Origin of the sequence: Pectobacterium hainanensis, from assembly GCF_046237015.1 — a bacterium.
Classification (GTDB): domain Bacteria; phylum Pseudomonadota; class Gammaproteobacteria; order Enterobacterales; family Enterobacteriaceae; genus JBJYIN01.
Map to the genome: position 1 here is coordinate 24,043 of NZ_JBJYIN010000023.1, position 20,958 is coordinate 45,000.

At 48.2% G+C, this 20,958-nt stretch carries 21 protein-coding genes; 14 read left to right on the forward strand and 7 right to left on the reverse strand.

Annotation, left to right across the window (positions count from 1 at the left end; all coding sequences use genetic code 11):
• Window positions 1-209 precede the first annotated feature (209 nt).
• On the forward strand, window positions 210-1,457 hold the full coding sequence (gene sstT / locus ACKPVM_RS18690; protein ID WP_409311310.1) for a serine/threonine transporter SstT: 1,248 nt from the start codon (window positions 210-212) through the stop codon (window positions 1,455-1,457).
• A gap of 73 nt (window positions 1,458-1,530) precedes the next feature.
• Here the strand turns inward: sstT and ACKPVM_RS18695 are convergent, their stop codons facing one another.
• The 4 genes from ACKPVM_RS18695 to uxaC all read right to left on the reverse strand — a co-directional run bounded on the left by ACKPVM_RS18695 (window position 1,531) and on the right by uxaC (window position 6,647).
• On the reverse strand, window positions 1,531-2,070 hold the full coding sequence (locus tag ACKPVM_RS18695; protein ID WP_409311311.1) for a YgjV family protein: 540 nt from the start codon (window positions 2,068-2,070) through the stop codon (window positions 1,531-1,533).
• Window positions 2,071-2,158: 88 nt separating this feature from the next.
• Window positions 2,159-3,649, reverse strand: a complete 1,491-nt coding sequence (locus ACKPVM_RS18700; RefSeq protein WP_409311312.1) for a UxaA family hydrolase — start codon at window positions 3,647-3,649, stop codon at window positions 2,159-2,161.
• A 19-nt stretch (window positions 3,650-3,668) separates the two neighbouring features.
• The gene (locus ACKPVM_RS18705) at window positions 3,669-5,120 is read right to left on the reverse strand and encodes a tagaturonate reductase (RefSeq protein WP_409311313.1); all 1,452 of its coding nucleotides are present in this window, start codon (window positions 5,118-5,120) and stop codon (window positions 3,669-3,671) included.
• 117 nt (window positions 5,121-5,237) lie between these two features.
• Window positions 5,238-6,647: a glucuronate isomerase gene (gene uxaC, locus ACKPVM_RS18710; RefSeq protein WP_409311314.1), complete on the reverse strand. Its 1,410-nt coding sequence runs from the start codon at window positions 6,645-6,647 to the stop codon at window positions 5,238-5,240.
• Window positions 6,648-7,192: 545 nt separating this feature from the next.
• Between uxaC and ACKPVM_RS18715 the strand changes: the two genes are divergently transcribed.
• From ACKPVM_RS18715 to ACKPVM_RS18760, 10 genes are all read left to right on the forward strand, one after another.
• Complete coding sequence (locus ACKPVM_RS18715; RefSeq protein WP_409311315.1) at window positions 7,193-8,497, forward strand: MFS transporter; 1,305 nt, start codon at window positions 7,193-7,195, stop codon at window positions 8,495-8,497.
• Window positions 8,498-8,707: 210 nt separating this feature from the next.
• Window positions 8,708-9,484: a transcriptional regulator ExuR gene (gene exuR, locus ACKPVM_RS18720; RefSeq protein WP_409311316.1), complete on the forward strand. Its 777-nt coding sequence runs from the start codon at window positions 8,708-8,710 to the stop codon at window positions 9,482-9,484.
• A gap of 432 nt (window positions 9,485-9,916) precedes the next feature.
• A complete protein-coding gene (locus tag ACKPVM_RS18725) occupies window positions 9,917-10,591 on the forward strand; it encodes a DedA family protein (protein ID WP_409311317.1) in 675 nt (224 codons plus the stop codon).
• A 32-nt stretch (window positions 10,592-10,623) separates the two neighbouring features.
• Window positions 10,624-11,034, forward strand: a complete 411-nt coding sequence (mzrA, locus tag ACKPVM_RS18730; RefSeq protein ID WP_409311346.1) for an EnvZ/OmpR regulon moderator MzrA — start codon at window positions 10,624-10,626, stop codon at window positions 11,032-11,034.
• 4 nt (window positions 11,035-11,038) lie between these two features.
• Window positions 11,039-11,416 carry a DUF1090 domain-containing protein gene (locus tag ACKPVM_RS18735; RefSeq protein WP_409311318.1) on the forward strand — a complete coding sequence of 126 codons (378 nt, stop codon included), beginning with the start codon at window positions 11,039-11,041 and terminating at the stop codon, window positions 11,414-11,416.
• Between the two features lie 187 nt (window positions 11,417-11,603).
• Window positions 11,604-11,909: an ElaB/YgaM/YqjD family protein gene (locus tag ACKPVM_RS18740; RefSeq protein ID WP_409311319.1), complete on the forward strand. Its 306-nt coding sequence runs from the start codon at window positions 11,604-11,606 to the stop codon at window positions 11,907-11,909.
• 13 nt (window positions 11,910-11,922) lie between these two features.
• Window positions 11,923-12,318, forward strand: a complete 396-nt coding sequence (locus tag ACKPVM_RS18745) for a phage holin family protein (RefSeq protein ID WP_409311320.1) — start codon at window positions 11,923-11,925, stop codon at window positions 12,316-12,318.
• On the forward strand, window positions 12,315-12,599 hold the full coding sequence (locus ACKPVM_RS18750) for a YqjK-like family protein (RefSeq protein ID WP_409311321.1): 285 nt from the start codon (window positions 12,315-12,317) through the stop codon (window positions 12,597-12,599). The genes ACKPVM_RS18745 and ACKPVM_RS18750 overlap by 4 nt, the downstream gene beginning before the upstream one ends.
• Before the next feature lie 558 nt (window positions 12,600-13,157).
• Window positions 13,158-13,553, forward strand: a complete 396-nt coding sequence (locus ACKPVM_RS18755; protein ID WP_409311347.1) for a DoxX family protein — start codon at window positions 13,158-13,160, stop codon at window positions 13,551-13,553.
• Between the two features lie 102 nt (window positions 13,554-13,655).
• Window positions 13,656-14,645, forward strand: coding sequence for a glutathione S-transferase family protein (locus tag ACKPVM_RS18760; RefSeq protein WP_409311322.1), 990 nt, complete (start codon window positions 13,656-13,658; stop codon window positions 14,643-14,645).
• A 73-nt stretch (window positions 14,646-14,718) separates the two neighbouring features.
• Here the strand turns inward: ACKPVM_RS18760 and ACKPVM_RS18765 are convergent, their stop codons facing one another.
• The gene (locus tag ACKPVM_RS18765; RefSeq protein WP_409311323.1) at window positions 14,719-15,615 is read right to left on the reverse strand and encodes a LysR family transcriptional regulator; all 897 of its coding nucleotides are present in this window, start codon (window positions 15,613-15,615) and stop codon (window positions 14,719-14,721) included.
• Window positions 15,616-15,725: 110 nt separating this feature from the next.
• On the opposite strand from ACKPVM_RS18765, the gene ACKPVM_RS18770 reads away from it, so the two are divergent.
• Entirely contained in the window at window positions 15,726-16,424 is a 699-nt protein-coding gene (locus ACKPVM_RS18770; protein ID WP_409311324.1) for a pirin family protein, read from the forward strand.
• Window positions 16,425-16,522: 98 nt separating this feature from the next.
• Window positions 16,523-17,032, forward strand: coding sequence for a zinc uptake transcriptional repressor Zur (zur, locus tag ACKPVM_RS18775; RefSeq protein WP_409311348.1), 510 nt, complete (start codon window positions 16,523-16,525; stop codon window positions 17,030-17,032).
• Between the two features lie 115 nt (window positions 17,033-17,147).
• Here the strand turns inward: zur and lexA are convergent, their stop codons facing one another.
• Both lexA and ACKPVM_RS18785 read right to left on the reverse strand, forming a co-directional pair.
• Window positions 17,148-17,756, reverse strand: coding sequence for a transcriptional repressor LexA (lexA, locus tag ACKPVM_RS18780; protein ID WP_409311325.1), 609 nt, complete (start codon window positions 17,754-17,756; stop codon window positions 17,148-17,150).
• 109 nt (window positions 17,757-17,865) lie between these two features.
• Entirely contained in the window at window positions 17,866-18,231 is a 366-nt protein-coding gene (locus ACKPVM_RS18785; protein WP_409311326.1) for a diacylglycerol kinase, read from the reverse strand.
• A gap of 249 nt (window positions 18,232-18,480) precedes the next feature.
• Between ACKPVM_RS18785 and plsB the strand changes: the two genes are divergently transcribed.
• Window positions 18,481-20,952, forward strand: coding sequence for a glycerol-3-phosphate 1-O-acyltransferase PlsB (gene plsB / locus ACKPVM_RS18790; RefSeq protein ID WP_409311327.1), 2,472 nt, complete (start codon window positions 18,481-18,483; stop codon window positions 20,950-20,952).
• The last annotated feature ends 6 nt before the right edge of the window (window positions 20,953-20,958 follow it).

Consider the following 20,958-nt stretch of genomic DNA (forward strand, 5'->3'; position numbering starts at 1 on the left):
GTCGGTACAGCGTGGTATTTACTGCATAAATGCCACGCTAAAGCATAAAAAATGCCATCAGCTCTTTTCCAATAATTAAATTTTCATATACTGATACGCTCAAACACACTTCGTTACGGAATAGAACAAAACCCGGCGATCGGTTATGCCAGAGGTTATGCATTCGTAATACACAACCACTCAGCGGAAACGGTTATACCGTCAAATTTATGGAAAAGAATAAGTCACGTTTTTTGCAATACATTACTCAAGGTAGCCTGGTTCAACAGATCCTTCTGGGGCTTGTTGCCGGTATCATTCTGGCCTCAATCTCCACACCGGCGGCTATCGCCGTCGGACTGTTAGGGACGCTGTTCGTTGGCGCACTGAAAGCGGTTGCGCCGCTACTGGTGCTTATGTTAGTCATGGCGTCCATCGCCAATCATCAGCAAGGCCAAAAAACCAATATTCGTTCGATACTACTGCTCTATATTATCGGTACTTTTTCCGCTGCCTTCGTCGCGGTGGTGCTAAGCATTCTTTTCCCTTCGATTCTGGTACTTAATGCGCAGGCAACAGACATTACACCGCCATCAGGTATTATCGAGGTGTTAAAAGGGTTGCTCATGAATATTGTCGCTAACCCTATTCATGCCCTCATCAATGCTAACTATATCGGCATTCTTGCTTGGGCGGTTGGCTTAGGTATTGCGTTTCGCCACGGTTCGGCAACCTCTAAGAATTTAATTACCGATGCAGCCCATGCCGTAACCTTTATTGTTCGCGTCGTCATCCGTTTTGCACCGCTGGGGATTTTCGGTCTGGTCGCCTCGACTCTAGCCGAAACTGGCTTTGATGCTTTATGGGGATATGCGCACCTATTGATGGTATTGATCGGCGGTATGCTGCTGGTTGCCCTTGTCGTCAACCCACTGATTGTTTATTGGAAAACCCGTAAAAACCCTTACCCATTGGTATTACGCTGCCTACGAGAAAGTGGTGTAACCGCCTTCTTTACCCGCAGTTCCGCCGCCAATATTCCGGTGAATATGGAACTGTGCCGTAAATTGAATCTGGATGAGGATACTTATTCCGTCGCTATTCCATTGGGCGCAACCATTAATATGGCAGGTGCGGCCATCACTATCACAGTGTTAACTTTAGCCGCTGCCCACACGCTAGGTATCCATGTCGACTTACTGACTGCGTTGCTACTTAGCGTGGTGGCATCAATCTGCGCTTGTGGTGCCTCTGGCGTGGCAGGTGGTTCATTGCTGCTGATCCCACTGGCATGCAGCATGTTTGGTATCTCAAACGATATCGCCATGCAGGTGGTTGCGGTTGGTTTCATTATCGGTGTATTGCAGGATTCCGCAGAAACGGCGGTCAACTCCTCAACGGACGTGATCTTTATTGCGGCGGTTTGTGAAGCCGAAGATGCCAAACTGGCGGAAAAAGAACGTTTGAATATGCTGTAATCGCTTATGGGATAGCCTTCGGGCTATCCTTCGCCTTTGCCAAGGTGAATCCTTTCTTCTACCTTCTACCCTCTTACTTACTTGCTTGCTTCTTTTCGATTTTAAAAGGATCGATTCCTCGTTTTTGCATTCGTCGGAATCGAATGATGTTAAAACCGTTCATCAGCAAAAAACTGCCTTCAATCAACGATCCGCCGATCGATCCCAGCCAAATATTGTGTACCACCCAACAGGCGGTAGCACACCACATAATGCAGCGAGTGGTTAATCCAGAAGTACGGAATAATGCCCAGGTACTGATCACCGTTCCGAATATTGGCAGCAACTCGACGGCATGTTTCAGATTGGATAAGCCGAAAAGCAGAGTCAGCGCGATAAACACAAACATCACGGCAATATTATGTGTTTTCAGCGAGATCAGTGTGCGACTCGAATTGAGTAGAGCACTTGCCCCTGCGGAGTTTGCCCCCATCAGAAAAAAGTGTATCCCAATGACGGTGCTATAGGCCGAAAGCTGTACTTTGAATTTGCGATCGTCACGATTAAAAAACATGGTAATACCGACCAGAAAAGCCAGTACGCCCACCGACTGAGCAAACCAATATGCTGTCATGACCTTTAACCTTAGAAAACGGCGATGATAAAAAAACGGCGTTCATTCAAATGAAACGCCGTTTTATGTTAATTCTACTGACGAAGATTTACAATGTTACGCCACTTTTAAATATTGCCAACTCTCGGAAATCATTAGCTTCATTTTTAGCCTGTTTTCCACCGGCAATATCGACGATCAAATCGACAAATTGCGTCAATAGTTCATCCATCGGCATACCATGAATCAGACGGCCCGCATCAAAATCGATCCAATGCGGTTTCTTTTTCGCCAGCTCACTGTTCGTTGCCAACTTCACCGTCGGAACAAACCCGCCGTAAGGCGTACCGCGACCGGTACTGAACAACACCATGTGACATCCCGCCCCCGCCAATGCACTGGTGGCGACAGCGTCATTACCGGGCGCACTAAGCAGATTGAGACCTGGGGTATGTAAGCGCTCACCATATTTCAGAACATCCATGACCTTGCTCTGTCCGGCTTTTTGCGTACAACCTAGAGATTTCTCTTCCAGAGTCGTAATCCCACCGGCTTTATTACCCGGTGATGGATTCTCATAGATCGGCTGATCGTGGGCGATGAAATACTGTTTGAAGTCATTCACCATGTGCACCGTTTTCTCAAACGTTTCTTCATCATGGCAACGACTCATCAGGATACGCTCCGCACCAAACATTTCCGGTACTTCGGTCAGAACCGTCGTCCCGCCGTTAGCGATCAGGTAATCGGAGAAGCGACCCAGTAACGGATTCGCCGTGATCCCCGACAAGCCATCCGAACCACCACATTCCAGACCGAATTTCAGTTCGCTCAGCTTACCCGGCACACGTTTGTCATGACGCATGGCATCATAAAGTTCGTGCAGTCGCGCCAGACCGGCCTCTACTTCATCGTCCTGCTGCTGACAAATCATAAAGGTGACACGCTCAGCATCATATTCTCCCAGCGTGGTACGGAAAGCATCAACCTGATTATTCTCACACCCCAAACCGATGACCAACACCGCCCCTGCATTGGGGTGACGTACCATATTTTGCAACATCGTACGGGTATTCTCATGATCCTGCCCTAACTGAGAACAGCCGAATGGGTGACTAAACAGGTAAACACCATCAATGTCCTGCGCATCCTGTGTCTCTTTCAGGAAACGCTGCTGAATTTGACGGGCAATACCATTAACACAGCCCACCGTCGGCAAGATCCACAGCTCATTACGGATACCGACATCACCATTCTTACGACGATACAGTTGTACTTCCCGATCCTGCATTTGCTGCGGCAGTTCAAGAAACTCAGGCTGGTACTGATATTCATCCAGATCGCTCAGATTGGTTTTCGCATTCTGTGAATGGATGTGCTCACCGGATGAGATAGAAACCAAAGCATGACCAATTGGCAGACCGTACTTGGTAATCATCTCCCCCGGAGCGATGGCTTCCAGAGCAAATTTATGCCCACGGGCCACTGGCTGCACAAGCGTGATCGAATGGCCTTCCACTGCCACCGTTTCACCCTGTTCCAAATCGCGTAGCGCGACAGCCACATTGTCCAAAGAATGAATTTTTATGATGCTTTGCATGGATAAACCTTTTTTGCTGTTAGCAATAACCTTCCACCGCCGATCGCATGCCGCGCTCAACGATAGTTTGCACCTGTTGTGTTACCTGTGCAGCCAGCCCCGGAACCTGTGTAAGATCCTGTTCCCAGTGCTCAGAATCGCTTAACACGGTATTCACGAGTTCAGCCAGGCTGACCGTGTTATCTTTCACGCCACTCCAGAGCGAGGAATAACGTTCCAGCCAATGTGCATCGTCCTGCAACGGATAGTTCTTACCATCGCGTTCACCACGATAGAACGTAATTAACGCAGCCAGCGCGAATGTTAAACGCGGCGGCAACGTTCCCTGACGTTCACGATAGGCCAGCAACTGCGGCAGAATGCGGGTACGGAATTTCGTCATACCATTCAGCGCAATAGACAGCAGTTGGTGTTGAATAAAGGGGTTACGGAAACGGCTCAATACCGCCTGAGCGAAAGACATCAACTCATCGTGCGGCAAATCGAGTACCGGGACGATCTCTTCAGCGATCGTTTTTTCGACAAATTGACCAATCTGTGCATCGTTCATTGACTCGCCGACGGTATCCAGCCCAGCCAGAAACGCGACAGGTACCAGCGCAGTGTGCGCACCGTTCAGAATGGCAACTTTACGTTCTTTATACGGCTTGATGTCATCAACGATGCGGACATTCAGGTCCAGTTTGTTCAGGCGTAATTCTTCTGCTAACCACTGTGGCCCCTGAATCACAAACAGGTAGAAATATTCCGCGGTATCCAGGAATGTATCTTGATAGCCCAGCTCTTGTTGCAGTTCGTCGACTTCCGCGCGTGGATAACCGGTAACAATACGGTCAACCAGCGTTGAACAAAATGTATTGTTCTCATTCAGCCAGGTGGTAAAGGTTGGCGTCAGTTTCCACTGTTGGGCATAGCGCAGCACCAGTTCTTTTAACGCAACACCGTTGTAATCGATCAGTTCACAAGGTAACAGGACCCAGCCTTTGTCGGCAGCGCCGTCAAAATGGCTAAAACGTTCATACAGCAGACGGGTCAGCTTCGCAGGGAAACTGACTGGAGGGGCATCGTTAAAATTATCTTCAGCGTGGTAGCTAATGCCAGCTTCCGTCGTGTTAGAAAAGACAAAGCGAATATTAGGATCGCGAGCCAATGCCAGATAGTCATCAAACTGGCGATAAACATTGACTTCACGGTTCACAGAACGAATCAGACGCGGCTCACGCACCGCTTCGCCATGTTCGTTCAGACCGCGAATAACCGTGGTATACAAACCGTCCTGAGTATCCAGTGCAGGCGGGAAATCCGTATCAATTGGGCGCACGACCACAATACCGGCATCCAAATCGGTGTGCTCATTTAACAGGTCCAACTGCCAGTCAATAAAAGCACGTAAAAAATTACCTTCACCGAACTGAATGACACGATCTGGATGCTGACGACCGGGGAAATTACGACGATTTAACGTTTGCATTAACAGGCTACCTCAGGACAAAGATCACAATTCGGGCACGGTTGATACAAGATCACCTTCCTTCCTGCCCCAAATTATCAACACGGCGAACCCCAACGAGGGGTTCGCCAACGGGTATTACAGCTCAATGGCAAAATAGTTTTTAGCGTTATCAAAACAGATGTTTTTCACCATTTCGCCCAGCAGCGGAAGATCGGCAGGCGCGTCTCCATCTTCCACCCAACGGCCAATCATCTGGCACAGGATGCGACGGAAATATTCATGGCGGGTGTAGGACAAGAAACTACGGCTATCGGTCAACATACCAACGAAACGGCTTAACAAGCCAAGCTGCGCAAGCTGCGTCATCTGACGTTGCATGCCATCTTTCTGATCGTTGAACCACCAGCCAGAACCAAACTGCATCTTGCCCGGCATACCTTCACCCTGGAAGTTACCCACCATGGTTCCAATCACTTCGTTATCGCGTGGATTCAGGCAGTAAAGGATGGTTTTCGGCAGCAGGTTTTCTTCGTTCTGTTTGCTGAGCAGGCGAGACAATTCCTGCGCCAGAGGGCGATCGTTGATAGAATCAAAGCCAACATCCGGCCCCAGCAGTTTGAACTGACGCAGGTTGTTGTTGCGCAGCGCACCGATATGGTACTGCTGAACCCAACCACGACGCGCATATTCCGCGCCCAACCAGACCAGCACGGCTGTTTTGAACTGGGCAACTTCATGTTCGCTCAGCTCTGCACCGGACAGGCGACGAGACAGAATGCTATCCAGCGTAGATTCATCGGCTTCCGCAAAAAGCACGACATCCAGCGCATGGTCGGAAACCTTACAACCGTGGGCGGCAAAATGATCGAGGCGCTTGGTCAACGCAGCCTGTAGATCGCTGAAACGACGAATGTCCGTATCAGACACCTCGCCCAGTTTCGCCATATAATCGTTAAAGGTCTCCAATTCAATATTGAACGCCTTATCCGGACGCCAGCTAGGCAGCACTTTGATGCTAAAGCTTCCATCCTGTGCGATAGCTTTATGATGGCGCAGATCGTCAATCGGATCGTCCGTCGTGCCAACCATTTTCACGTTCATCTGTTGCATGATGCCACGTGCGGTGAAGTCATCACGCTCCAGCAGAGCATTACCACGATCCCAAATGTTTTTGGCCGTTGACGGAGACAGCAGCGTACCGGTGATCCCAAATGGACGACGTAATTCCAAATGCGTCCAGTGATACAACGGATTACCAATAGTATGGGGAACGGTTGCTGCCCATGCCTCAAATTTTTGCCAATCGCTTGCATCACCTGTGCAAAGACGTTCCGGTACCCCATTGGTACGCATCGCGCGCCACTTATAGTGATCACCCTTCAACCAGATGTCATACAAATTCTTAAAGCGATAGTTTTCCGCAATCTGTTCTGGCGGTAAATGGCAATGGTAGTCAAATATCGGCTGGTCTACGGCGTACTCATGATACAACCGACGGGCAAACTCACTGTCTAACAGAAAATCTTCACTGAGAAACTGAGGCATGTTTTTCTTCCTTACCGTGCTTCTTGTGCACCATATTGGTTGATTACTTAAAGATATCACACCAATTATGTTCTATATCTCACATCATTAGTGAGGTCATGATCGCAAAAATATAACAAGCAGTACAATATCGCAGCATTTCTGCTATTACATCCCACCCAATGCTTCTTTATGAGGAAAGTTCGTCGATTCCACATAAAAATAGTGGTTTTGTGATATCACTCAACTTTTAAAGTTGTATGACAAATTATTGTAGCGCTGCCTTAAACAGGGATTCAATCTCTATCTTACAAATAGAAAGGTTTTTCCTGTTTCAGGACAAAAAAGCGTGTGTCCATGAAGTCACACCATAGATTGGCCCATCAAAAAACAGGCCGACTTGATAGACAATAAAAACGTAATCAATTGATATTACGAGTTTCATTGTTCATTGAATGATTTGATAGAAACCTCTGATTCCCCCGCCATCTCAGGCGTGTTTACCCACACGATGACGCCATTAATCGTGGCATCGCCGTGTTTTTATTGACTCGGAGAGAATTAGAATGCGTAAAATCAAAGGATTACGCTGGTATATGATCGGTTTGGTGACCATTGGCACCGTACTGGGATACCTGACACGTAATGCGATTGCCGTTGCCGCACCAACGCTGCAAGATCAGCTGCATATCACCACTCAGCAATACTCTTACATTATCGCGGCTTACTCAGCTTGTTATACCATTATGCAACCTATCGCCGGTTACGTACTTGATATGTTGGGTACCAAAATCGGTTATGCGATGTTTGCCATCATGTGGGCAGTATTCTGCATGGGCACGGCGCTAGCCAGCAGTTGGGGCGGTTTAGCGGTAGCGCGTGGCGCGGTGGGTATGGCCGAAGCCGCCATGATCCCTGCGGGCTTGAAAGCGAGTAGTGAATGGTTCCCAGCCAAAGAACGTTCTGTGGCCGTCGGATATTTCAACGTGGGCTCTTCTATTGGTGCCATGGTAGCTCCGCCGCTGGTAGTTTGGGCCATAATGATCCATAGCTGGGAGTTGGCTTTTGTCATTACCGGCGCCTTAAGCTTGATCTGGGCGCTATGCTGGTTGTTCTTTTACAAACATCCCAAAGACCAGAAAAAGCTAACGGATGAAGAGCGTGATTACATCCTCAATGGTCAGGAAGCACAGCACCAAACGAACAATGCGAAGAAAATGTCAGCCTGGCAGATCTTGCGCAATCGTCAGTTCTGGGGCATTGCCCTGCCGCGCTTTTTAGCAGAACCGGCATGGGGAACCTTCAATGCCTGGATCCCGCTGTTCATGTTTAAAGCTTATGGCTTTAATCTGAAAGAGATCGCCATGTTTGCCTGGATGCCCATGCTGTTCGCCGATCTGGGCTGTATTCTGGGTGGCTATATGCCGATGCTGTTTCAGAAATACTTCAAGGTTAATCTGATCGTTTCTCGTAAGTTGGTCGTCACTATGGGGGCAGTTCTGATGATTGGCCCAGGTATGATCGGTCTGTTTACTAGCCCTTATATCGCAATCGCCCTTCTGTGCGTTGGTGGATTTGCTCACCAGTCACTGTCCGGTGCATTAATCACGCTGTCTTCTGACGTATTCGGACGTAATGAAGTTGCTACCGCCAACGGCTTAACCGGTATGGCTGCATGGATGGCAAGTACGATGTTTGCTCTGGTTGTCGGTGCGTTGGCGGATACGATGGGCTTCAGCCCGCTGTTTGCTGCACTGGCTGTCTTCGATTTGTTAGGCGCAGTGGTGATCTGGACCGTTCTGCAAGACCGCCCGGCCGCTGACCTCACACCACCAGACCAAGACACATTGAAAGAAGCACAACAACACTGATTTATTTCCCTTTTTCACCCGGTGCCATCTGTCACCGGGTGATTCCCTTCCGCATCACTGTCATCACCGTCACAACAAATAACTGTGACCCCGACATGAGTTGCAGTTAATATTAAGTGGTATAACAAATCATTCCCCCAGAGATTAACAAGATAGACCTTGAGGCCCTGACATAGCACATGGACCGTCATCTATCTAAGGGCAGGCATCATGGCACTTACAGAAACCCGCCGGCTATATCAGCAGTTAGCCGCAGAATTAAAGCAGCGTATCGAAAGCGGCATCTATCAGGTCGGCGAGAAATTACCGGCAGAACGTTATATTTCTGAGGAAATGAGCGTCAGCCGCACCGTCGTGCGCGAAGCGATCATCATGCTAGAAGTTGAAGGATACGTCGAAGTCCGCAAAGGTTCAGGCATTCATGTCATTTCAAATCAGCAGAAAAATCTGTTAATGCCCAGTGGGGATATTGAGTTCGCCACCACCGGTCCATTTGAACTGCTTCAGGCTCGCCAGCTTATCGAAAGTAATATTGCTGAATTTGCCGCCACGCAGGTCACCCGGCAGGATATTGTGCAATTAATGGAAATTCAGGAATTTGCCCGTCAGGAAGATCGTTTTCGTGATTCACAGTGGGATCTGAAATTTCATGTGCAGGTTGCCCTCGCGACACAAAACTCCGCCATGGCGACCATCGTTGAAAAGATGTGGAGCCAACGTATCCATAATCCGTACTGGCGTAAACTACACGAACATATTGATGATAAATCGATCGAAAGCTGGTGCGAAGATCACGATCAAATCCTTAAGGCACTGATTCGGAAAGATCCTTACGCAGCCAAACTGGCCATGTGGCAACATTTGGAAAACACGAAACAAATGCTGTTTCGAGCCACCACAGATGATTTTGAATTTAATGTGGATCGCTATATGTTTGCCGAAAATCCCGTCGTACATCTCGACCAGATCAATGCCAACAAGCTGTAACTTCGAGACCATATCGCCCCTGACACGCCAAACAGGGGCAAAAAAGTCAAAAAGCGTCGATTTCTGTCAGTGAGTGTAAAATATGACAGAAAGATCAATGTTCCCCCGCTAAACCGCCTTAAATTCACCGCCTTGCTGTGATATTTTTCTGTCTCAGCCACACCGATTTTGTTACAGTTAGCACGTTTTTCTTACGTTTAATTCATCGGTTCGGATAGGAAAACACATTAACAACGAGCAATTCGTCAGTGAACGGTTTTATCCACGGTGAAACTAACGCGGATATCGTTTGGGAACAGATCTCGGATAACCTCTAATAATCATAACAATACGCCGGGATGTACCACCTGGTGAAGTGCATTCTTCACCCTTATCATGACCGGGCGCGTTTCAGACCGGATTTAATGAAATACAGTAGTATTAGGATACCGGATGGATATTATTAAAGAATTATTGAACGCACTCTGGCATCAGAATTTCGATATCTTAGCCGACCCCAAATTGGTCTGGACCATTTATATATTGCTGTTTTTGATTCTCTTTTTAGAAAACGGGCTTTTACCCGCAGCGTTCCTACCCGGCGATAGCTTACTCATTCTGGTTGGCGTGTTGGTTGCCAAAGGCACCATGAATTTCCCCTTTACCATCGTATTATTGACGACGGCAGCGAGTCTGGGATGTTGGGTCAGCTACATTCAGGGAAAATGGCTAGGGAATACCCGAGTCGTACAAGGCTGGTTATCACACTTACCCGCCCACTATCATCAACGCGCACATCAATTGTTCCATCGTCATGGCCTATCCGCCTTATTAATTGGGCGTTTTCTGGCATTTGTGCGCACGCTACTGCCAACCATTGCCGGTTTGTCAGGCCTGGACAATGCGCGTTTCCAGTTCTTTAATTGGATGAGCGCATTGCTATGGGTATTAATTCTGGTTTCAATGGGTTTTGCCTTAGGAAAAACTCCCGTATTTCTGAAATACGAAGACGAACTCATGTTTTTCCTCATGATGTTGCCATTAGTTCTGCTTTTTATCGGCCTTTTTGGCTCATTATTCGTGCTGTGGCGTAAAAAACGAACGGCTAACGCAGAAAAAGGGAATTAACCGTGCTAATCAATTGGTTAAAATCTAAAAAGATGCTGGGGCGTTTTTCAAAATCACAAGATGGCCGTCCACGCCCCCTCTGCCATAAAATAATATGGCGGCTACCGTTATTAGTCATATTACCGATTCTGGTGATCTCGCAATCACCGCATCGTTATCAAGACGATGCGATGCTGCATATCAAACCGCTCTATCAAGGGGGCGCATTACCAGATGGGTTTTATATTTACCAGCGTCTCAATGAACGCGGTATTGCGATAAAAAGCATTACGCCAGCCAGAGATAGCCTGGTTGTTCGGCTTGCCTCTCCGGAACAAACCGTTGCAGCCAGAGATGTCTTGCGCCTGTCACTGCCCAAGGCCAACATAACCACACAACAGGTGGTTCAGCCCACACCGTTCTGGCAGCAAAAACTCACGCAAAAACAATCCAAGTTAGGGTGACGATATGAAAACACCAATAGTGGCTATCGCTTTATCCTGCGGCATTCTTGGCATGTCACTTGCCCATGCAGAAAGCCTCCCAGGAACCTGTCTGCAAAAAGAGCAGGATATTCAACGTCAGATTGATAATGCTCGTCAACACGGGAACAGTGCTCGCGTGGCTGGCTTAGAACGGGCATTAGCTGAAGTGAAAAACCATTGCACCGACGAAGGATTGGCCGCCAAACATCAGGATAATATCGCAAAACAGCGACAAGAAGTGGCTGAACGCCGTCAGGAACTGAATGAGAGTCGGCAAAAGGATGATGCTGACAAGATCCTGAAGCGTGAGAAAAAACTGGCAGAAGCGGAGCAAGAACTACGTCAACTAGAAAGGAAATAACAAAGTAACATTTTCGCCGCTCAAATCACGCCATGATTTTGTGGCCTCGCCACGACTGATGAAGGTGAAGATAAATCACCAAAATTTACAGCACGTTATCAGAATCATCTGTACCCTATTTTATGAGCAAAAATTAAAACCTCAGCTATAGTTAAAACTCCGGTTATAACTTTAAGGGTTATTTAATATGGCTAAAGATCAAAATTCAGAATATTTACGCGCCGAATTAAAATCATTGGCGGATACGCTCGAAGAAGTATTAAGTACCTCCAGCGATAAATCCAAAGCGGAGTTGGATAAACTACGCAGCAAAGCAGAAAACGCCCTGAAAGAAACCCGATCTCGCCTGAGCGACACCGGTGAGCGCATTGCTAACCAGACGCGCGAAGCCGTGGGATGTGCAGATGACTATGTCCGTGAAAACCCATGGACCGGTGTTGGTATCGGTGCAGCAGTGGGTGTTGTACTCGGTGTTCTGCTCTCTCGCCGTTAATTAGTCCGCAATCATGACAGATAAACAACGACAAGGCCCCGCAAGCGGGGCCATAGCATCTGCACAACGTATTATTTCCATTCTTGTCAGTATGGTGGAAACTCGTGTACGTTTGGCCGTTATTGAGTTGGAAGAAGAAAAAACCAACCTGATTCAACTGTTGATCATGGCTGGGCTAACGCTGATTTTCGCCACGTTTGGTCTAATGACACTGATTGCGTTAATTATTTTGGGGATTGATGCTCAACATCGATTATTCGCTCTCGGATGCATTACCACCCTATTACTTGGCCTTGCGCTCATTATCGGCGTCTGGACACTCATAAAGGTTCGGCGTTCTACCCTACTTAAAGCAACCCGTAAGGAACTGGAAACCGATCGTGCTTTGCTGGAGGACGAATCTAAATGAGCCAACAGCAGCGCAGCAAAGAAAAGGCACAATTGCTACGCACGATACAACAGCAGCGGTTGGATCTTTCCGCAGGAAAACATGAGTGGATGGATTCAACCGCCCATTACGATCGTTATTGGCACAATTTAGTGCAATGGCGCAAATATTGGGTCATTGGTTCCAGCCTCATTGCACTTTACGGCGCACGTCATCCAAGCCGCTTGTTTCGCTGGGGCAAACGCGCAATGGGGCTATGGGGGACGATTAGGCTTTTCCGCAAAACATTCCCTCGACGTTGACCTAACACACTCGCCTACCAGCAATAACAATACGGCGCTGACTATTATTCTTTCTGACCATAATCCACATCATCACTTGAGTATTTCAACGTTGTTGACCGGTATCGTGTGCGCCACAGCAAAAACATCAATTTTTCTGAAAGAAACCGACAATTATACTCGCTGGCACGCCATATTACGCCACGATATTATCCCCCCATAAGTTGATGGATGGGTAAAGACCACCCATAACTCAATCACCAAAACATAACGAGTCATTAAGGTTCTATACCCAAAATAATTCAAGTTTCAGGACAAAAACGGCAAAACGTTTTTGAACAGCGCTTGCGCTGACCCCGAAGGGGTGAGGCCATAAGGCCGAATAACGCGGCAAGAGAAGGAATCCCGATGAGCTTACTTGAGTAAGTGATTCGGGTGACTGACAAATCTGCCAGAGGCAGGTTTGAACGCTGCTTGCAGCGGCCCTTTAGGGCGAGGCCCACGACGGGCCGAGTAGCGCAGCCAACGCACATGCAACTTGAAGTATGACGGGTATACACAAGATTGATTGGAGACATGATGAAAAATTTAGAAAGCACCGCACTACTGATTGCACGTATCTTAATGCCAATTCTGTTTATCTTTGCAGGATACGGAAAATTAGGTGACGCTTATGCAGGCACACAACAATATATGCAGGCAATGGGTGTCCCCACCTTCCTGCTTCCCTTAACCATTTTATTGGAGTTAGGTGGTGGGCTGGCGGTTCTGTTTGGTTTATTAACGCGCACAGTTGCCGTGTTTACCGCAGGATTTACGCTACTCACAGCACTGCTTTTCCATACTAACTTCGCTGAAGGCGCAAATCAGTTGATGTTCATGAAAAACCTGACAATTGCAGGTGGCTATATTCTACTGGCAGTGACTGGCCCTGGCGCATTCAGTCTTGACCGGATACTGAATAAAAAGTGGTAACTCTGCGCATGCTCGGTGTGCACTACACTTAATAATCAAACACAAACGGCGGCAATAAAAATTTGCCGTCGTTCTGTCATTGTTTCATTAACGGGAGGATTTATGGGGCAACTGGTTGACGGCGTATGGCACGATACCTGGTACGAAACAAAATCTACCGGTGGGCATTTCAAACGTTCAGAATCACGCTTTCGCAATTGGGTCACTGCGGATGGTCAGCCCGGTAGCACAGGAACCAGCGGTTTTCAGGCTGAATCAGGCCGTTATCATCTTTATGTTTCCCTTGCCTGTCCCTGGGCACATCGTGCCTTGCTTATGCGGCAGTTGAAAGGGTTGGAAAACCATATTGCCATTTCTATCGTACATCCCTTGATGCTGGATCAGGGTTGGACCTTTGGTATCGATTTTCCCGGCGCAACTGGCGATTCCCTTTACCAACACGAGTTTCTCTATCAACTCTATCTTCATGCCGAGCCTGACTACAGCGGGCGGGTGACCGTCCCGGTATTATGGGATACCGAGCAACACACCATTGTCAGTAACGAATCCGCCGATATTATTCGTATGTTCAACAGCGCATTTGATCAAATTGGCGCTAAAGCAGGTGATTACTACCCGCTGGCATTACGTTCGCAGATTGATGAACTAAACCGTTGGATTTATGACGACGTGAATAACGGCGTCTACAAATCAGGTTTTGCGACCAGTCAATCTGCGTATGATGAAGCCGCTACGAAAGTATTTGATGCACTAAACCGGTTGGAAGCCATACTCTCCCAACAGCGTTACCTCACTGGCTCACAGTTAACAGAAGCCGATCTACGTCTGTGGACTACGCTAATCCGTTTTGATCCGGTTTATCACACCCATTTTAAATGCGACAAATACCGCTTAAGCGATTACCCAAACCTGTTCGGCTTTTTACGTGATATCTATCAGATGCCCAGCATCGCTGATACGGTCAATATGGCGCATATCCGTCACCACTATTATCGAAGCCACGGAACGATCAATCCACACGGCATAATATCGCTCGGCCCGGAACAAAACCTCACCGCCCCGCATGGGCGTGATAAAACCTTTACGATTTAACCTCGTAGGATAAAAAGGTATGAGTCATCATGCCTTTTTCCCCTTAATACCGACAACACGAGTCACTCAAACCTTAAGCCTGATTAAGCAACTTAGGGATTTCCCGCAAACACCAAGACTTAGCCTCTCCCATGCTATCTCGCCGCCAGGCCATAATAATCTGACTTTCCAATGAATATTCTGGGCTGACAACACGCAATCTCCCCTCAGCAATATCCTGGGCGACCATGGGATATGGCATTGTCGCAACGCCCAATCCTGCTAATAAAGCACGTCGTTTATCTTCCAGAGAGCTCACAGTCAGACGCTGTTGCTTATCCAATAACTGTACTGTTAAGACTGGACGTTCCCGCGCAGTATCGGCAACAGCAATCCCGCGGTATTTTACCCGTGTCACATCTGATAGTGGCTCGGCTTCCTGATGGATGGGATGATCCGGGCTGGCGACATAGATATTCTTCATGGTGTACAGCTTACGCGTATTGATTTCAGAAGAGGCACGAAAATGCATATCCGGCGCAATGACAATATCCGCTCGCCCTTGCTCCAGACGTTCCCAGGCTCCGGCTAACACCTCGGTCAAAATAGACACCTGGGTATTCGCTTTTAAAGACAACTTATCGAGCAGTGGGAATAGGCGCTGACTGGGAATCAATGCTTCTGTCACAATCGTTAGGTGAGTTTCCCAACCACGCGCCAGCGCTTCTGCATCCGTAGTGAGCTTATCCGCGGCTTCAAGCAAAATACGCCCGCGCTCAAGTAGCATCCGGCCAACATTCGTAAATTTCGTTCGATGCCCAGAGCGATCAAATAAGACAACATCTAACTCTTCTTCCAACTTTTGCATGGTATAGCTGAGAGCAGAGGGCACTCGCCCTAACTCATCTGCCGCAGCGGCAAAACTTCCCCGACGATCAATTGCGTCCATAACGCGTAAGGCTTCCAGCGTCAGTGCTCGTTCTTTAGCCATTTTCGTACTCATTCAGGAATTTTGAATATGCCCACCAGATTAACTAGCTAACAATCCAGCGTCCACACAATTACTATTTGTTTAAGAAATAAATACTCAGGGCCATTACCATGATCATCAAAAGAGCAGCGGAACAATGCGGTCAAGCTGACTATGGCTGGTTGCAGGCACGCTATACGTTCTCATTCGGCCACTATTTTGACCCACAGCTGCTTGGTTACGCATCGTTACGAGTGCTCAATCAGGAAGTCCTGACGCCCGGAGCATCGTTCCAGCCGCGTACCTACCCCAGCGTGGATATTTTAAACATCATTCTCCAGGGCGAGGCCGAGTACCGCGATAGTAATGGCCATCATGTCCACGCCAAAGAAGGGGAAGTGCTGCTATTCGCAACGCAACCGAATGTCAGCTATAGCGAACATAACACCAGCAACTGTAAACCACTCACTCGAATGCAACTGTGGCTGGATGCGTGCCCAACGCGGGAAAACAGCTCGCTACAACGACTCACGCTCAATAAAACAGGCCATCACTTATTAGCCTCACCAGAAGGTGATCAAGGTAGTTTACAACTCCGTCAGCAAGTGTGGATCCATCATTTAGAATTGCAAGAAAATGAGCAAAAAACCATTAAGCTACAAGGCAATCAGGCCTATCTACAATCGATTAATGGTTCAATGAGCCTCTACGAATCATCGGGCCGTCAGGCGCTATGCTGTGGCGATGGAGCCTTTATCCAACAGGAAACGGTACTAAATTTAAAGGCAGAAACCGCATTACAAGCCTTGCTTATCGATTTGGTTGCCTGATATCGAGGATTTATCCAATCCGCCTCACTATCTCGGCGTTTTTCTTCAGCCATGATAAGATATGAGCTTGTTCCTCTATCCGTCAGGGTGATATGACAATGCATTCAACCACTCAGGACAACCTGCTTGCCCAGGCTGAACAGATTTGTCAGCAGCGCGGTGTTCGTCTGACGCCACAACGACTGGAAGTGTTACGCTTAATGGCGGAGCAGACTGGTGCTATCAGTGCCTATGATCTGCTCGATCTTCTGCGGATATCAGAACCTCAGGCCAAACCACCGACGGTCTATCGTGCCCTTGATTTTTTGCTGGAACAGGGATTTATTCATCGTGTTGAGTCAAACAACAGCTATGTACTTTGTCACCATATTGAAGATCATAGCCATACCTCTGCTCTCTTCATTTGCGATCGGTGTGGTCAGGTAGCCGAACGTCAAACCGAAGGTGTAGAGGAAAATCTGCGTGATTTAGCGCAACAAGCTGGCTTTACTTTACGCCACAGCGTTATTGAAGCTCATGGTCTTTGCGAAGGTTGCCAGGAAGTGGCGGCATGCAAACAGACAGATCAGTGCGATCACGACCATAGTATTCCAATCAAGAAACGCTAGCCCTGCAAGGCTATCGGGCACATTGACATGTGCCCATAAAACGTCAAAAAATGCCTCGAATCAAAACGCGCAAATACTAAAACAACCCGTTCTAGCGCGTCTCACAGCAGAAAAATCAGCTCCAGTCACCGTTACGAATAACGCCGACAGCCAAACCTTCAATCGAAAAACTCTGTTCACGTAGATCTACCACGATGGGAGAAAACGCGTCATTCTCAGCCAGCAAATGCACCACACTGCCCTGTTTTTTCAGGCGTTTTACCGTGACTTCATCTTCGATACGAGCGACGACGACCTGTCCATTATGAACATCCTGCGTCTTATGTACGGCAAGTAAATCACCATCCATAATGCCGATATCTTTCATCGACATCCCATTCACACGTAGCAAAAAATCCGCTCTGGGCTTGAACATCGAGGGATCAACCTGATAGTGACATTCTATATGCTGTTGCGCTAAGAGCGGCTCACCAGCCGCAACACGACCAATCAACGGAATACCGGTTTCGTCCTCCATCAGTAAGCGGATACCGCGAGAGGCGCCAGAGACAATTTCAATCACACCTTTACGCGCTAATGCTTTTAAATGCTCTTCAGCGGCATTCGGTGAACGAAATCCTAGCTGTTGGGCAATTTCCGCACGCGTAGGCGGCATACCGGTCTGCGCAATATGATCGCGGATCAGGTCATAGACCTGCTGCTGTCTGGCTGTTAGTACTTTCATTCCGCCCCCTGGTTGTTTATACAGTCTTTCTGTGAGTATATACAGGTCATGCTCGCTTGGGAACCAGGAGATGGGTAAACCTCAGTTTTTTATTAGTTTCTGCAAACCTTCACGCAAAATTCTGCCAGATAATGCTGATCCAGACGACAGCCGCCAATAAAATGGCCACAAATACCGCCGCAGAACCGATATCTTTTGCCCGACCAGATAACTCATGGTGCTCCATACCGATGCGATCGACGACCGCTTCAATCGCACTATTTGCTAGCTCAAACAGCATGATTAACACAACTGAGCCAATAAGCAGCAGTTTCTCAACCAGAGAGACGGGCAGCAGGCAGGCGGCAACGACGCCAACGATCGTCAGTACCGTTTCCTGACGAAAAGCGGCTTCATGTTGCCACGCTTGCTGAAGCCCCTTAAGAGAATAACCGGTCGCCTTGATAATCCGGGTCATCCCCGTTGCTTTATTCATTCATCCTCCAATTGCTAAAAATAGTATAGATACCTGATCGGCTTCGGGTTGCCAGGCAAAACATTGTCATTTTGAACGCCTCGGAATGTTGGCCCAGGACATACAGCCAACACACTCAAAACCGGAAAGATAACGAGTATAAGAGATCGCTCGCATTTTAACGCTTAACCGTTGTCTCATCACCACAGATCTCCAGCGTAGTTTCTGGTATCCTTGCGGCGCATTGCTAACAAGAGGCTTTAAGTTGTTATGTCAGGTTGGCGTAAAATTTACTATAAATTATTGAGTTTCCCGCTCAGGCTGTTAGTGAAAAGTAAAGTCATACCCATAGATCCCGAAACCGAACTGGGTTTAGACCCGTTACGACCGATTCTCTATGTATTACCTTACAATTCTCAGGCAGATTTGCTGACGTTGCAGACAAAGTGTCAGGCGCTAGGTTTGCCAGACCCTCTGCAACCGGTAATCATTGGTGATGTGGCCTTACCTAGTCATGTATTCATCAATGACGGCCCTCGGGTTTTCCGCTACTACATCCCCAAACAGGAATCGGTAAAGCTGTTCCACGATTATCTGGACCTGCACCGCGCAAATCCCGATCTGGACGTGCAAATGGTGCCGGTCTCTGTCATGTTTGGACGCTCACCCGGTCGTGAGGGGCAAAATCAGGCCACGCCGCATTTACGGTTGCTCAACGGTATCGAGAAATTTTTTGCCGTTCTGTGGCTGGGGCGCGACAGCCTTGTCCGTTTCTCCAGCCCAGTGTCATTACGCTATATGGCGACAGAACACGGCACCGACAAAACCATCGCCCATAAGCTGGCACGCGTCGCACGAATGCATTTCTCTCGTCAGCGGTTAGCGGCGGTAGGGCCTCGTCTGCCGGTACGCCAGGAACTGTTTAATAAATTACTTGATTCCAAGGCAATCAAAAAAGCCGTGGATGACGAAGCGCGCAGCAAAAAAGTCTCCCACGAAAGAGCACAGCAAAACGCCATTGCCTTAATGGAAGAGATCGCGGCAGACTTCTCTTATGAAGCCGTTCGTCTATCGGATCGTGTATTAAGTTGGACGTGGAATCGTCTTTATCAAGGCATCAACGTCCATAATGCCGAACGCGTGCGCCAATTGGCGCAGGATGGACATGAAATCGTTTATGTCCCCTGCCACCGCAGTCACATGGACTACCTGCTGCTATCCTATGTCCTCTACCATCAGGGCCTGGTTCCACCGCACATCGCGGCAGGTATCAACCTTAATTTCTGGCCCGCCGGGCCGATTTTCCGTCGCCTTGGCGCATTTTTTATTCGCCGCACGTTCAAAGGCAACAAACTGTATTCCACCATTTTCCGCGAGTATCTTGGCGAGCTGTTTGCCCGAGGTTACTCGGTAGAATATTTTGTTGAAGGTGGTCGTTCACGTACTGGTCGCTTGCTGGAGCCAAAAACCGGTACGTTGGCCATGACCATTCAGGCCATGTTACGCGGCGGTACACGCCCTATTACGTTAGTCCCTATCTATGTCGGCTATGAACACGTCATGGAAGTCGGGACATACGCAAAAGAACTGCGTGGTGCGACCAAAGAGAAAGAAGGCTTTATGCAGATGGTTCGCGGGCTACGTAAATTACGCAATCTGGGCCAGGGCTATGTAAACTTCGGCGAACCGCTCCCCTTGACGACGTATCTGAATCAGCATGTGCCGCAATGGCGTGATGCTATCGATCCGATTGAAGCACAGCGCCCCAGTTGGCTGACGCCTACAGTGCAAAACATCGCCACCGATATTATGGTTCGTATCAATAATTCGGCAGCGGCAAACGCAATGAACCTTTGTTCCACAGCATTACTGGCATCGCGTCAGCGTTCTCTGACCAGAGAACAAATGCAGGAGCAATTGGATTGTTATCTACAACTATTGCGTAATGTTCCTTACCACAAAGACATCACCGCACCGAAGAAAACGGCTGATGAATTGCTGGAACACGCGCTGGATATGAATAAGTTTGAAGTCGAGAAAGACAGTATCGGCGATATCATTATTCTGCCGCGTGAACAGGCTGTTCTAATGACTTATTACCGCAATAATATTCAGCATCTGCTGATATTGCCGTCATTGATTGCCAGTATGGCGATTCATCATCGCCGTATCACGCTTGAGGAAGTCGTTCGCCAAGTCACGCTGATATATCCGCTCCTTCAGGCTGAGCTGTTTTTGCATTACACGAAGGAACAACTGCCAGAAGTTATCTCCACCTTAGTATCCGAGCTAACCCGGCAACAGTTATTGTGCACGAAGGAAGGCGCATTGGTCATCAATCCAGCTCGAATCCGTACACTACAACTTTTAGCCGCTGGCGTGCGAGAAACGCTGCAACGATACGCTATTACCCTGTCATTGCTGGGAGCGAACCCTGAGATTAATCGGGGAACCCTGGAGAAGGAAAGCCGGAATATGGCGCAACGCCTATCCGTGCTACACGGCATTAATGCACCAGAGTTCTTTGATAAAGCGGTTTTCTCAACGCTGGTCGCGACGTTACGCAACGAAGGCTACATCACCGATAGCGTTGAAGCGGCACAGAGGGATATTTTGGAAATCTATACTATTCTGGGCGATTTGATCACGCCAGAAGTCCGGTTAACCATTGAAAGCGCCAGTTCACCAGCGGTGATAGAAAACGAGCCAATATTGTTAGCAGTGGAAGACGATACGCAGTAACGGCAT